Annotated in this window: 14 protein-coding genes; 8 read left to right on the top strand and 6 right to left on the bottom strand. The window is 63.7% G+C overall.

Features of this window, described 5'->3' with window-relative positions:
- Positions 1–34: 34 nt before the first annotated feature.
- The 5 genes from ACTQ1Z_RS06035 (at position 35) to tadA (ending at position 5,112) form a co-directional block, all read left to right on the top strand.
- A complete protein-coding gene (locus tag ACTQ1Z_RS06035; RefSeq protein ID WP_441859577.1) occupies positions 35–1,084 on the top strand; it encodes an ABC transporter permease in 1,050 nt (349 codons plus the stop codon).
- Entirely contained in the window at positions 1,084–2,124 is a 1,041-nt protein-coding gene (locus tag ACTQ1Z_RS06030) for an ABC transporter permease (RefSeq protein WP_441859575.1), read from the top strand. Before ACTQ1Z_RS06035 ends, ACTQ1Z_RS06030 begins: the two co-directional genes overlap by 1 nt.
- A 28-nt stretch (positions 2,125–2,152) precedes the next feature.
- Complete coding sequence (locus ACTQ1Z_RS06025; RefSeq protein WP_320679199.1) at positions 2,153–3,280, top strand: substrate-binding domain-containing protein; 1,128 nt, start codon at positions 2,153–2,155, stop codon at positions 3,278–3,280.
- A 261-nt stretch (positions 3,281–3,541) separates the two neighbouring features.
- Entirely contained in the window at positions 3,542–4,420 is an 879-nt protein-coding gene (gene lsrF, locus ACTQ1Z_RS06020) for a 3-hydroxy-5-phosphonooxypentane-2,4-dione thiolase (protein ID WP_317285575.1), read from the top strand.
- A 194-nt stretch (positions 4,421–4,614) separates the two neighbouring features.
- Entirely contained in the window at positions 4,615–5,112 is a 498-nt protein-coding gene (tadA, locus tag ACTQ1Z_RS06015) for a tRNA adenosine(34) deaminase TadA (RefSeq protein WP_441859572.1), read from the top strand.
- Between the two features lie 147 nt (positions 5,113–5,259).
- On the opposite strand, the gene ACTQ1Z_RS06010 is transcribed toward tadA, so the two are convergent.
- From ACTQ1Z_RS06010 to ACTQ1Z_RS05985, 6 genes are all read right to left on the bottom strand, one after another.
- Complete coding sequence (locus tag ACTQ1Z_RS06010; RefSeq protein ID WP_441859570.1) at positions 5,260–6,519, bottom strand: DEAD/DEAH box helicase; 1,260 nt, start codon at positions 6,517–6,519, stop codon at positions 5,260–5,262.
- 79 nt (positions 6,520–6,598) lie between these two features.
- Positions 6,599–7,459 carry a MetQ/NlpA family ABC transporter substrate-binding protein gene (locus tag ACTQ1Z_RS06005; protein ID WP_441859568.1) on the bottom strand — a complete coding sequence of 287 codons (861 nt, stop codon included), beginning with the start codon at positions 7,457–7,459 and terminating at the stop codon, positions 6,599–6,601.
- Between the two features lie 133 nt (positions 7,460–7,592).
- A complete protein-coding gene (locus ACTQ1Z_RS06000) occupies positions 7,593–8,270 on the bottom strand; it encodes a methionine ABC transporter permease (protein WP_441859566.1) in 678 nt (225 codons plus the stop codon).
- Positions 8,270–9,028 (bottom strand): methionine ABC transporter ATP-binding protein, encoded by a 759-nt coding sequence (locus ACTQ1Z_RS05995; RefSeq protein WP_441859564.1) that lies wholly within the window; start codon positions 9,026–9,028, stop codon positions 8,270–8,272. The genes ACTQ1Z_RS06000 and ACTQ1Z_RS05995 overlap by 1 nt, the downstream gene beginning before the upstream one ends.
- A 237-nt stretch (positions 9,029–9,265) precedes the next feature.
- Entirely contained in the window at positions 9,266–9,790 is a 525-nt protein-coding gene (locus ACTQ1Z_RS05990; protein WP_441859562.1) for a nitroreductase family protein, read from the bottom strand.
- 48 nt (positions 9,791–9,838) lie between these two features.
- Positions 9,839–11,215, bottom strand: coding sequence for an alpha/beta fold hydrolase (locus ACTQ1Z_RS05985; RefSeq protein WP_441859560.1), 1,377 nt, complete (start codon positions 11,213–11,215; stop codon positions 9,839–9,841).
- A gap of 199 nt (positions 11,216–11,414) precedes the next feature.
- On the opposite strand from ACTQ1Z_RS05985, the gene ACTQ1Z_RS05980 reads away from it, so the two are divergent.
- The 3 genes from ACTQ1Z_RS05980 to ACTQ1Z_RS05970 all read left to right on the top strand — a co-directional run bounded on the left by ACTQ1Z_RS05980 (position 11,415) and on the right by ACTQ1Z_RS05970 (position 13,228).
- Positions 11,415–12,395, top strand: coding sequence for a homoserine O-succinyltransferase (locus tag ACTQ1Z_RS05980; RefSeq protein ID WP_320679208.1), 981 nt, complete (start codon positions 11,415–11,417; stop codon positions 12,393–12,395).
- Positions 12,396–12,639: 244 nt separating this feature from the next.
- A complete protein-coding gene (locus tag ACTQ1Z_RS05975; RefSeq protein WP_441859558.1) occupies positions 12,640–12,918 on the top strand; it encodes an AbrB/MazE/SpoVT family DNA-binding domain-containing protein in 279 nt (92 codons plus the stop codon).
- Positions 12,908–13,228: a type II toxin-antitoxin system RelE/ParE family toxin gene (locus ACTQ1Z_RS05970; protein WP_441859556.1), complete on the top strand. Its 321-nt coding sequence runs from the start codon at positions 12,908–12,910 to the stop codon at positions 13,226–13,228. The genes ACTQ1Z_RS05975 and ACTQ1Z_RS05970 overlap by 11 nt, the downstream gene beginning before the upstream one ends.
- The last annotated feature ends 17 nt before the right edge of the window (positions 13,229–13,245 follow it).

The following is a 13,245-nucleotide window of genomic DNA, read 5'->3' as shown; positions in this document are numbered from 1 at the left end:
TTCGGATAGCGACCAGAGGAAAGAGGTGTAATCGATGGAGAAGGTAAAGAAGCTTTTCAAGGCGCGCGAGCTCACCAGCCTGATCTTCCTCATCGCGCTGTTTGCCATCGTCGGCTTCATGAACCCGATGTTCCTGAACCCGTCCAACGTCTCCGCGTGCTTCAACACGTCCGTCGTCTACACGCTTATTGCAGTTGGTATGGCCTTCGTCCTGTTCATTGGCGAGATCGACGTTTCCGTCGGCTCGAACCTCGGCCTCGTCGCCGCCGTCGTCGGCACGTTCCTGCGCGACGGGCAGTCGCTCGTAGTCGCAATCGTCGTCGCCATCATCATTGGCGTCGTCATCGGCCTCATCAATGGTTGGGGCGTCTGCATCATGGGTGCGCCGTCGCTGATTTTCACCCTCGGCGTCAACGGCATCCTGCGCGGCATCATCTACCTGTATACGAATGGTGCCTGGGTTGAGAACCTGCCCAAGTCCTTCAAGGACTTCTCGTCCGTCACACTGGTTGGCCCCCTGACGGTCTACTACTGCGCCGTCATCGCGCTCGTTATCATCATCCACCTCATCCTCACCCGTACGCGTCAGGGCCGTTACTTCGTGGCCGTGGGCGACAACGCCCAGGGTGCCACGCTCGTCGGCCTGCCCACGCTCAAGACAAAGATGCTCGCCTACGTGATCTGCGCGGTCATGGCCTCCATCGGCGGCGTGATCTTCTGCAGCCGTATCGGCTTCGTTACCCCGATGAGCGGCAACGGCTATGAGATGAAGGCCATCGCGGCCTGCGTCCTCGGTGGCATCTCGCTCGCCGGCGGCGTCGGCTCCGTGATCGGCTCTGCCATCGGCGCCGTCATCATGGCTTCGATCTCCTACCTGCTCGTCTTCATGGGCTTCTCGTCCAACTACGACAACGCAATCACCGGCATCATCCTGCTTGTCATCGTCGTCGTCGACGCCGTGATCCAGCACCGCTCGCTCGTCAACAACCGTCACGCGAGGCTCGCTGCCCGCGTCTCCGCCTCGACTCCCGCTGCGGAGGCCACTGCTGCGGATGTCAACGCCGAGAAGGGCGGTGAGCAGTAATGGATAAGCTCAAGAAGGTGCTCACCCGCGGCCAGTCCACCTGGAACATCCTGCTCGTGGTTCTTATCATCCTGGAGTTCGCCGTCTTTAGCGGCGCCAACCCCAAGTTCCTGCGCCCGGCGCTCCTCTTCACCAGCATCAACGACAACCTTGCCGTGTTCATCCTGTCGCTCTTCGTCACGCTCGTCATGTGCACCGGCGGCATCGACATTCAGGTTGCCTCGCTCGTTGGCCTCACGTCGATCATCATTGGCGTATCCTGGCAGGACTTCGGCCTGTCCATCTGGGCCGCCGTTTCGCTCGCTACCGTCGTCGTCTGCCTCTGCGGCGCTCTCTCTGGCTTCCTGATTGGCTATTGCGGCGTCCAAGCGATGGTCATTACCCTGGGCGGCAGCTTCCTGTACTCCGGCCTCGCCCTGCTCGTCTCCACGCTTTCCAGCACCGCCTCGTACGAGTCCATCGGAGGCTTCCCCGACGAGTTCAAATTCATCGCGAACTACAAGGTCGGCGGCGAGATCCCGTTCCAGATTATCATCTATGTTGTCATGCTCGTGGTCGCTTACATCCTGCTCCACAAGACCAAGTATGGCCGCAAGGTGATACTCACCGGCGTAAACCCCTCGGCTGCCGAATACTCGGGCATTAATACGCGCAGGGTGATAATGTCCACGTATGTCCTGAGTGCGCTCGCCGCCGCCATCGCCGGCACCGTTCTCACCGCATACCTCGGCACCGCTAAGTCCGATCTCGGTGGCGATCTCACGATGGACATCATCACGGCCGTCGTCCTCGGAGGCACGCTCTCCACGGGCGGCAAGGGATCGATCATCGGAACCGCCCTGGCATCTCTCGCCATCGCGTTTCTTCGCTTCGGTCTTCCGCTCTGCTTCAAGATCGGCACCCAGTACCTCGACATTCCGGTTGGTGTCCTGCTTGTCGCGGTCATCGTTGGGCGTTCTGCGGCGACAAACACGGGAATCGTCCCGTGGCTGCGCTCGCTGTTTGCAAGGAAGGATAGTTCGGAGGCAAGTGCCCAATAACGGGCAAGATAAGGGAGGTTCGTTAGTTATGAAGAACATGACTCGTCGCGGATTCCTGAAGGTTGCCGGTGCTGGCGCCGCCGTCGCAGGCCTTGGCCTGGCCGGCTGTGGTGGCTCTGGTTCCGCCGCCACCACCGCTGCCGCCAGCGGTGCTGCCGAGGGTGGAGACATCACCGGCAAGACCGTCGCCTTCATCCCGAAGGTGACCGGCAACGCCTTCTTCGAGTCCGCCAACGACGGCGCTCAGAAGTACGCCAAGGACTGGGGCATCACCGTTGACTACATCGGCGATTCCACCGCTTCCGCGTCCGCTCAGGTCGCCGTCATCAACCAGGCCGTCGCCAATGGCGTCGACGCCCTCTGCATCTCCACGGTTGACGCCGCTGGTGTGTCTGACGCCCTGAAGAAGGCCACGGACGCCGGCATCGTCGTCACCACCTGGGACTCCGACGCCCAGGTCGAGGATCGTACCCTCATGGTTTCCCAGGGTACCCCTGAGATCCTCGGCCAGATGCTCGTCGATATGTCCGTCGACGGCCTCAAGGAGCGCGGCAAGGATCCCTCTGCCGACGAGATCACCTACGTCTGGCACTACTCTCAGGCCACCGTCACCGACCAGAACTCCTGGCAGGTTGCCGCTGAGGCCATCATCCAGAAGGATTACCCGAACTGGAAGAAGGTCGCTGACAACTACTACAGCAACCAGGACGCCGAGCTCGCCATCACGACCGGCGAGGCCGTTCTCGACGCTTACCCCGACATTGACCTGATCATCTGCAACGACTCCACCGCTCTCCCCGGCCAGCTCCAGGCCGCCGAGAACAAGGGCTACGACGCCACGAAGATCACGATCACGGGCTTCGCTTCCCCGCAGTCCATCAAGAGCTACTGCGAGCACGGCACCATCTACAACTGGGGCCTCTGGGACTGCGCCGTCCAGGGCGCCATGGGCTGCTTCGTCGCTGCCTACCTCGCCGCTGGCAACACCGTCAAGGTTGGCGACACCATCTCCATCCCGAGCATCGGTGACGTCACCGTCGAGGCCAACGACTCCATCTCCGAGGGTGCCGAGACGCTCGCCGAGAACAACGGCGTCGTGCTCCTGCCCGAGCGCCTCGTCTTCACCAAGGACAACATGAACGACTACAGCTTCTAAGCTGTCGCTTCGCTCCTTGCAAGGGGGCGTCGCCGCTCGGCGGCGTCCCCGTTTGCCCCGCGTGAGGTCGTTCGCCTAGCGACTCACGCACGCTCTCACGCGGGGCACACACGAGTGGGGGCATCATCGCCCGACACCACAGAGGCTCCGCCTCATGCTTGCGCAGCGCATTCGCTGGCGCGGGCTGCATCTGTCAAATCGCTACCATACTGGCGACCTCCCGCAGGGGCGTGGGAGGCGAACGAGGAAAGGAATCCACCTATGGCTGATCTGGATGGACTGAAGGTCGCTCACGACTACCACGTCGACACCCCGTTTGCGAACGACAAGGGCTTCTACGTTAAGGGCGCCAACAGCCTTGACTGGGGCATGAAGAAGCATCTCTCCAACATCTTCAACCCCAAGAGCGGCAACACCGTCATGTTCGCCTTCGACCACGGCTACTTCATGGGCGCCACCGCCGGTCTCGAGCGTCTTGACCTGCTCCTGCCGAAGCTCGCTCCCTATGTCGACTGCTTCATGGGCACCCGCGGCGCCATTCGCTCCTGCGTCCCGCCCGAGATCACGAAGGGCATCGCCCTCCGCACCACCTCCGGCTCCTCTATGCTCCAGGCCGACCTCTCCCACGAGGTCATCGCCGTGGACGTCGAGGACGCCATTCGCATGAACGCCGACTGCATGGCCGTTCAGACCTTCATCGGTGGCGACGGCCAGCTGTCCTCCATCGACAACCTGAGCCAGACCATCAACGCCGGCTTCCGCTACAGCATCCCGACGCTCGGCGTCTGCGCCGTGGGCAAGGATATGGAGCGCACCCCGCGCTTCTTCAAGCTCGCGACCCGCATTATCGCCGAGATGGGCTGCCAGATGGTCAAGACCTATGACTGCGATGACTTCGAGGAGGTCGTGGCTGCCTGCCCCGTGCCCATCGTCGTCGCCGGCGGCAAGAAGCTTCCCGAGAAGGACGCTCTGCACCTCGCCTACGACGTCATCCGCAAGGGTGCCCACGGCGTTGACATGGGCCGCAACATCTTCCAGTCCACGCACCCCATCGAGATGGCCCAGTGCGTCAACAAGATTGTCCACGAGGGCATGACCGACGTCGAGGCCTGGGAGATGTTCCAGGACATCGCCAAGTAGCATGGCCTTCGCGCTCGCTGCGAATGCGAGTGACACTAGCTAGCTCTTTCATATGCGACCCCTAGCCTCAGACGAAGGGTCGCCTCCCGCGCCCGGGTCCAGTTCCTCCCCTTCCACTGGATCCGGGCGCATTGGGTATGCTGTAGGTTCGACAACCGCCATGCGGCGGCGAAGGCGGACGAGGGGAGAGCGCTATGACGGACGAGGATTACATGCGCCTGGCGCTTGATGAGGCGCACCTGGCCGCCGAGGAGGGCGAGGTGCCCATCGGTGCCGTCGTCGTGTGCGATGGCGAGGTCGTGGCGCGGGCGCACAATCGTCGCGAGACCGATCGTGATCCCTCGGCTCATGCGGAGTTCTCTGCCATGTGTGCCGCCTCCCGCGCGCTTGACCGCTGGCGCCTAACGGGCTGCACCGTCTATGTGACGCTCGAGCCCTGCATCATGTGCGCAGGCCTTATGGTCAACTCGCGCATCGATAGGTGCGTCTATGGCGCGCCGGACCCAAAGGGTGGTGCGCTCGGCACCCTCTTCGACGTAAGCCATGACGAGAGACTTAATCACGAGTTTGAGGTGACGTCCGGAGTGCTCCAGCAGGAGTGCGCGGACGAGCTGAGGATGTTCTTCCGAGAGAGGCGCGCCAAGAAGAAGGCGGCGTCTGTCGCGAGCGAGATGGCCGCAAGCGAGGCCTGACCGCATGGCAGGCCCGCCTGTTCGATAACCACTGCCTGTTCGACAACCTCGGCGTAAGAGTATGAGAAAGGGCCATCGACCTGCGCCGATGGCCCTGCTGTTGCGTGCCGTTCGTTTCGCGCCCGCGCTTTCGCGCCCGCGCGTCGCCTAGAAGTGTCTTCCGTAGCGGCCGCCACGAGGGCCGCGGCCACGACCACGCGAGCCGCTGAAGAGGCTGCGGGTGGGCTTGGAGGTGCTGCGTCGCTCGTTGGGAACGATGCGGCCCTCAGAGTACGAGAATCCCTCGAGGTCAAAGAGGGGGATGAGCTTCTTGGTAAAGTACTCGATCTCTCGAAGCGGGCTCACCTCGTCAGGCGCCATGAAGGTGTAGGCCTGTCCCGCGGCGCCGGCGCGGCCCGTGCGGCCGATGCGGTGGACGTAATCCTCCGGGTCCATGGGGACGTCGAAGTTCACGACGGCGTCAATGCCGGAGACGTCGATGCCGCGGCTCATGACGTCCGTGGCGACGAGTACGCGAATCTTGCCATCACGGAAGCGCTCGAGCGCCTTCTCGCGAGCCTTCTGCGGGCGGTCTGCGTGCATGACGTCGACCTTGATCCCATTCTTCTTCAGGGTGCCGCACACGCCGTCGACGCGCATCTTGGTACGGCAGAAGACGAGCACGCGCTCGAAGCTCTCCTGCTTCATAAGGGCCTCGAGCAGCGAGATCTTGTCGCCCTGGGTGACGGGGCAAAGGTGCTCGTCAACCGTGGCGGCCGTCTCGCCGACACGGGCGATCTCGACCACGACCGGGTCTGGAAGCATGGCGTCGACCGTGCCCTTGATGCTGGGCGGGATGGTCGCGGAGAACAGGAGCGTCTGGCGCTTCTCGGGGCAGGCCTTCACGATACGGCGGACGCTCGGCCAGAAGCCCATGTCGAGCATGCGGTCGGCCTCGTCGAGAACGAGGACCTGGACCTCGGAGAGGCTCACGTGGTCATGCTCCATGAGGTCGATGAGACGGCCGGGGGTGGCGACGAGGAGGTCGCAGCCCCTCTCGAGCGCACGAATCTGCTTGTCGAACTTGGCGCCGCCCATCACGACGACGGTCGACTGGCCGGTCTGCGCGCAGACCTCCTTCGTGACGTCCTCGATCTGCGCCGCGAGCTCGCGCGTGGGCGTGATGACGAGGGCGCGGGGCTTCTTGGGCGAGGCCTTGCCCTTCGTCTCAGCGATGCGCTGGAGCGTCGGCAGGGTGAAGGCGCAGGTCTTGCCCGTGCCGGTCTGCGCGCTGGCGAGCACGTCTCTGCCGTCGAGGACGGCGGGGATGGCGGCTGCCTGGACGGGAGTTGGCTCCGTGAAGCCGAGGGCGTTGACCCCGGCGAGAATCTGCTCGTTTAGCCCGAGCTCGGCAAATGAAGTAGTCATAGCTGCAAGTATGCAGCAACGCCCCCGTCTCTGCACGCGAGACGGGGGCGTTGGTCCCATCATATGGGGTTGATGCCTCTTAGAACACCGGGATGACGGAGCCCTTGTAGGTGTCCTCGATGAACTTGCGGGCGGTGTCCGAGGTGAGGGCCTTCAGGAGGGCCTGGGTCTTCTCGGAGTTCTCGTCGCCATTGCGGACGGCGATGATGTTGGCGTAGGTCTGGGCGGCCTCGGAGTCAGCACCCTCGCTGGCGAGGGTGGCGGAGGTGTCAAGGCCGGCGGAGAGCGCGTAGTTGCCGTTGATCACACCGAAGTCGACGTCCTGGAGGGAGCGGGGAACGGCAGCGGCCTCAACCTCGACGAGCTCGACGTTGTGCGGGTTCTCGACGATGTCGTTGGCGGTGGCCTCGAGGCCCACGCCGTCGGTGAGCTTGATCACGCCCTGGTCCTGGAGCAGCAGCAGCGCGCGAGCCTCGTTGGTGGCGTCGGAGGGAACGGCGATCTTGGCGCCGTCGGGCACGTTGGTGATGTCGGAGCTCTTGCCGGCGTAGAGGCCCATCGGCTCGAAGTGGATGGCGCCAGCGCTCGCGAGGTCAGTGCCGTTCTCGGTGTTGTAGTTCTCCAGGTAGGGGAGGTGCTGGAAGTAGTTGGCATCCAGGTCGCCCTCGGAGAGCGCGACGTTGGGCTGGACGTAGTCGCTGTACTCGACGACCTTCAGCTCGTAGCCCTGGGCCTCGAGCTCGGGCTTGATGGCCTCGAGGATCTCTGCGTGGGGCGAGGGGGAGGCGCCGACGGTGATGACGTTGTCAGAGGCGGCGCTGGAGGAGGCGGCCGCGGTGGTTGCGGCGCCGGAGTTGCCGCCGCAAGCGGTCAGGGCGAGAGCGAGGCCGGCGGCGGCCACGATGCCGGCGAGCGGCTTGATGTGCTGCTTGAAGGACATGGTGGTTCCTTTCGAAAGAGAACGATTTGACTGATCGTGGTGGGCAATTTCGATATGAGTGGCCAAAGGGCATCGCCCAAAGGCAAGACTCCGAGTTTGGATTGCGCCGTCTGGCGCTGACAATGTGCGCTCGCTAGGAGCGCATTCGCTTGTCGCAGACGCGGACGAGCAGGTTACACACCGTCTGAATGACCTGGACCATGATGATGAGGATGATTACGGTCGCGAACATGACGTCATCTTGATAGCGCTGGTAACCGTAGCGGATGGCGATGTCGCCCAAGCCGCCGGCGCCAACGGTGCCGGCCATTGCGGTGTAGCCAAGGATCGTGATGATCACGATGGGAAGGCCGCGGAGCAGGCTGGGAAGGCCTTCGTGCAGATAGACCTTAACGATGATCTCCCAGGTGGAGGCTCCCATGGAGCTCGCCGCCTCGATGAGGCCGCGGTAGACCTCTGCCTCGCTCGACTCGACCATGCGGGCGACGAACGGGGCCGCGGAGATGATGAGGGGGAATACCGCCGCCGGCACGCCGAGGGTGGTGCCCACGACGACGCGCGTCACGGGAATGATGAAGAGCAAGAGGATGATGAATGGCAGCGAGCGCGCCATGTTGACGAGCCAGCCAAGGGCGGAGTAGGCGACGCGGTTGGGGCGCAGACCGTCCGGGCCAAGCACCGTGAGGAGCGTGCCCAGGACGATGCCAATGACATAGGCGCCGAGCGTCGATGCGAGCACCATGACCATGGTGTCGACGGTGCCCTGCGCGAGAAGCTCGCCGTACTTGTCGAAGAATGCGGACAGCTCCATTAGCGCGTCTCCCCCTCGAACTGGAGCAGGGCGCGCGTGACGTCTGCCTGCGGGTTGCTGAAGATCTCCTCCGCGGTGCCCTGCTCGACCACATGGCCGTGGTCCATGACGACAACGTGGTTGCAGATGCGGCGGGCAACGGCGAGCGAGTGGGTGATGAGGACGATGGTCACGCCGAGCTCCTCGTTGATGCGCGCAAGGAGATCGAGGACCTGGCTGGTGGTGAGCGTGTCGAGGGCGCTTGTGGCCTCGTCGCACAGGAGGGTCTTCGGGCGCGTCATGAGTGCGCGGGCGATTGCCACGCGCTGCTGCTGGCCGCCGGAAAGCTGGGAGGGGTAGGAGCCCTCCTTGCCCTCGAGACCGACGAGGCGCAGGAGCTTGCGGGCGCGCTCCGGAGCCTCGGCGCGGGAGATGCGCTTGCCGGTGCTCGCGAGCGTTGCGGGGAAGATGACGTTGTCGAGCACGGTGCGCTGCTGGAACAGGCTGAAGCTCTGGAAGATCATGCCGATGTCCGCACGAAGCTCGCGGAGCTCACGGCCGCGGAGGCTCGTAACGTCGCGGCCGTCGATGGCGACCGTACCGCTCGTGGGCTCCTCAAGAAGGTTGATGCAGCGCACGAGGGTGGACTTGCCGGCGCCGGACTCTCCGATGATGCCGAAGATGTCGCCAGAGCCGATGCTCAGCGTGACGTCATCGATGGCGCGGAAGGGGCCAGCGGGCGTGTCGTAAACCTTGGATATGTTAGTCAGTTCAATCATGCGGACGAGTATATCAGCGAATCTGAAAGTCGAGCTAAATAAAACCCTATAACCCCACCATGAATTACTGATACGAATCCATAGGACAAAGCTATGGCCATCCAGGGAAAAGAGTCGTCGCCTGCATCGCGCGGGCGGCGGCCGGGGTGTGCCGCTTGGTGCTCGGGTGGCTCGGAGGTGTCCCGGCGAGTCTATGGCGGTTCGGCGGCGTCTACTCGGGCCTTTTGGGGCACCTGGCTACTTCACGTAGGTGACGCGGCTCGCCTTGCGCTCGGCCGCTGGCTTCTCGCCCTGCTCGGCAGCGTATCCCAGGATGCAGTGGCCGACGCCGCGCCACTCGCCCTCGACACCCCATTTGGCGAGCAGTGCCTTGCCCTCGTCGGAGTCAAACTCCTCGTGGGCGCGGTGAATCCAGCACGACCCCACGCCCAGGGCATGCGCCGCGTTCATGAGGTTGCCCATGACAAGCGCGCCATCCTCGACGCAGGTGGGAACGGCGGGATCCGTGAGTACGACGATGACGGTCGCGGCGCCGTAGAATGGATCGCCCTCGGTGCCCATGATGGCCGCGTTCATGCGGCTGAGCTGCGCCACGTCATCCGGGTTCGTTACTACGACGAGGTGCGTGGCCTGCCTGCCCATGCCACTCGCGGCGTACAGCCCCGCCTCGACGATCTGCTTTACCTTCTCGTCCTCGACAGGCTTGTCCGAGAACTTTCTGCAGCTGCGGCGCTGCTCGAGCGCCTCGATGACCTCGTTCATGCTCTGGTCCCTTCTCGTGGTTGGTGCCTGTTGCGTTTATACCCGCGGCTACGAGCGAAGCGCGCGCTCGAGGTCACCGCGGCCCAGCGCCTCCTCGAACAGGTGCGCGAGCACGACGCTGCCATGCAGGCCGTCGTGCTCAAACTCGTTCGTGACCCAGGCATGGCTTGTGGCCACGCGGGAGAGCGTGTCGAGCTGCAGGCCCGAGTCCACGTACAGGTCATCGAAGTAGACGGCGGCCTGCAGGGGCACCTCGTTTGCCGCGAGCTGGCGCTCGTCGTAGATCTCGTCGAACTCCGTGTCCTCCATGAGCAGGTCCACGGCCGGCTTGAGCGGGGCAAGCAGCGGGTCGTCCTCGAACATGAAGGGGAACGCCGCCTCGCCCGTGAGCATGAGCGGCCGCGCCGCCGCATTGAACTCGGGATGGCGCGCGTATTCGTGCTCGGCTGCCCAGCGGATGGGGGCGTCGAGCGTGCCGTTGGCGTAGATGAACTCCTGCAGCGTCCAGTAGAGCGGATTGCCGGCCGTCGTGAGGTTCTGAAGCGCGGCCATGAGGAAGCCGTCCGTGAGCTCGGGCATGGAGCCGGCGCAGGCGGGGGAGCCATCGCCCGACTCGAAGGCGGTGTCGAGAAGGTTGTGCAGGCGCTCGGGCGCGGGCTTCATGCCCAGCCCGCCGCCGAGCGTCTGGAGGCGGCGTGGCGTGAGCGGGCTGCCATCGGGCAGCGTGACGTCGCCTGTGGCGAGTCGGTCCGCGACCGCGGCCATGCGGTCCTCGTCCTCGGGGTAGCGTGCGTAATAGGCGCGCGTCTTGGCGGCCATGCGCGGGAACGTGTGGGCATAGACGTCCGCAGCGCTTGCCGGCACATGCGGGATGCCGCCGCACGTGAAGCTCGCGGCGATGCCCTGTGGGTAGAAGCTGAGGTAGGTGAGCGTGAGGAAGCCGCCATAGCTCTGGCCGAGCGTGGTCCAGGCGCGACCCCCGAACTCGGTGAGGCGGATGTACTCGAGGTCACGCACGATGGATCGGGCGAGCAGCCGCTTGAGGTAATCCGCCTGGGCGCGCGCATCCCCGCGGCGCGCGATGGACTTGGCGCTCGCGTGCTCGCTGCGGCCAGTGCCGCGCTGGTCTGGCAGCACCACGCGGAAGTGTTTGATGGCCTCGGCGATCCAGCCGTCCGAGGTGGGCGAGAGCAAACGCGGGCCCTGGCCACCCGGACCGCCCTGGAGGAACACGAGCAGGGGCAGGTCCCGGCCGACGTTTTCGGGCGTGCAGACCGTGCGATAGAACACGTGGATGCGCTCGTCGGCCGGCAGTCCGTCCGTGGCGGCTCGTTCGGGCTCGGTGCCGCGCCAGTCGAGCGGGACCTCCACGGAGTGGTCCTCGACGTAAAGGCCGGGCAGGTAGTAGCTTGCTAGTTTGGGCATGGGCACTCCTCGTTCGCTGGCGTCTGCTCCATTATCGGCGTTTGGGCCCAACCCAACGACGTCGCCGCGTTGTGCCCCACCTCGCTGCGTTACCATAAAGAACCGTACGTTTGACTGCCGGCGGCAGACCGTCCGGCACCATGGCTCGCGCCGGGTCTCATTCGCCGGGCGCCAGGGCCCAGAAAGGTCTTTCGCTCCAATGCCCATCAACATCCCAGACGGCCTGCCCGCCAAGCGCATCCTCCAGCAGGAGCGCATTTTCGCCCTCGAGGAGGACGTGGCTAGCAAGCAGCAGATTCGTCCGCTGCGCATTGCCCTGCTCAACCTGATGCCCACGAAGATCGAGACGGAGACCCAGATCCTCCGCTTGATTTCGAAGTCACCCATCCAGGTGAGCGTCGACTTCATGCGCGTCTCGAGCCATGAGGCCACGCACGCGGCGGACCATCTCGTGAAGTTCTACGACACGTTCGACGAGCTCAAGTCCAACAATTATGACGGCCTCATCATTACGGGCGCACCCGTCGAGCAGATGCCGTTCGAGAGCGTCGACTATTGGGACGAGCTCTGCCGCATCATGGATTGGGCCCAGGAGCACGTGCTTTCCACGATGTTCCTTTGCTGGGGCGCGTTCGCGGGCCTCTATCACCTTCACGGTGTTCACAAGCGTCTGCTGGGCAGCAAGCTCTTTGGCGTGTTCCCGCAGCGCCTCTGTGATGAGTACAACTTTCTCACGAACGGCTTCGACGAGATCCACAACATGCCGCACAGTCGCCACGCCGCGCCCGATGAGAAGGAGATTGACGCCGATCCGTCGCTCCAGGTGCTCAGCCGCGGCGAGACGAGCGGCCCGGCCCTTATCGCTACGCGCGATTTCTGCGAGATCTACGCGCTCGGTCACTTCGAGTACGGTCGTGACACGCTGGCGGACGAGTACTGGCGCGACTTCCACGCGGGCCTGCCCATCCAGCTGCCGGTGAACTACTTCCCCGACGATGACCCGGAGAAGCAGCCCATTTTCACTTGGCGTAGCCATGCCAACCTGCTGTACCGTAATTGGATTAACTACGTCTACCAGACGACGCCTTACGAGTTCGAGCGCATCCCCGAGGTCGTCCGCGAGCTTCGCGAGCATACCGAGGCGCTCCTCGCAAAGGGTGGCATCCCGACAAAGTTCTAGGGACTGGCGGGTGCCGGGGCGAGTTCCTCCGGTACCCGCTGCCTGCCCGTATCGCGTCGAACGCACCCCAAAACGTAAGACTGTTGATTCATCGTGCCGAACGCACCTTATCTGGGCCTCTCGAGGACTCGATAAGGTGCATTCGGCGTAGCTAGCGAGTGACGACACATCGCAAGATGGCTTCGCATGTCGATAGGGTGGTTGCTACAATGAAATTATTAATTTCATTGTATTGGAGGCTGTCATGGTGACGATGATGAGCACGAAGATGACGAAGGCCGGGCAGACCACCGTTCCAAAGGAGATCCGTACCGCGCTTGGCATTGCGGATGACTCTCGCGTGTACTGGTTCTGGGATGGCGAGCACGCCTACATCGCCTCCACGCCCTCGCCTTTGCCGGAGGTGACTTCGGCAAAGGAGTTCTGGCGGGGGATTGCGGACGCGGAGAGACAGGTAGAGGCCGGCAAAACCCGCTCCGCCAACGAGGTCGTATCAGAGATGAGGTCGAGGTATGGCCGCTGATGGCTACGAGGCCGTGCTTACCAACCTATTCGAGGAAGACTTGGATACGGAGCTGGCATGGCGAGCGCATGAAGTGGGGCCGGGGAGTGCTGCGAGCTTTCTCGATTCCTTCGAGCAGGCAAAAGATGCGGCGGTTTCCTTTCCTGCCTTTATGCCGCAAGTCGAGGGCTCGGATTATCGTTGGGTACCGGTTAAGAAGAGGGTTGCGGTGTTTCGCATAGACGCGCATGCCCGTAGGGTTGTTTTTCTGCGCTTGTATAACGCATCCTCGAATTGGAAAAGCATGCTGAGGAAATCTGCCAAGTCGTAGACCCCAGTGATTTCAGT

Origin of the sequence: Parolsenella sp. LCP21S3_E11 (assembly GCF_052118165.1) — a bacterium.
Lineage (GTDB): Bacteria > Actinomycetota > Coriobacteriia > Coriobacteriales > Atopobiaceae > Parolsenella.
This window is presented reverse-complemented; position numbering and strand designations above follow the sequence as displayed.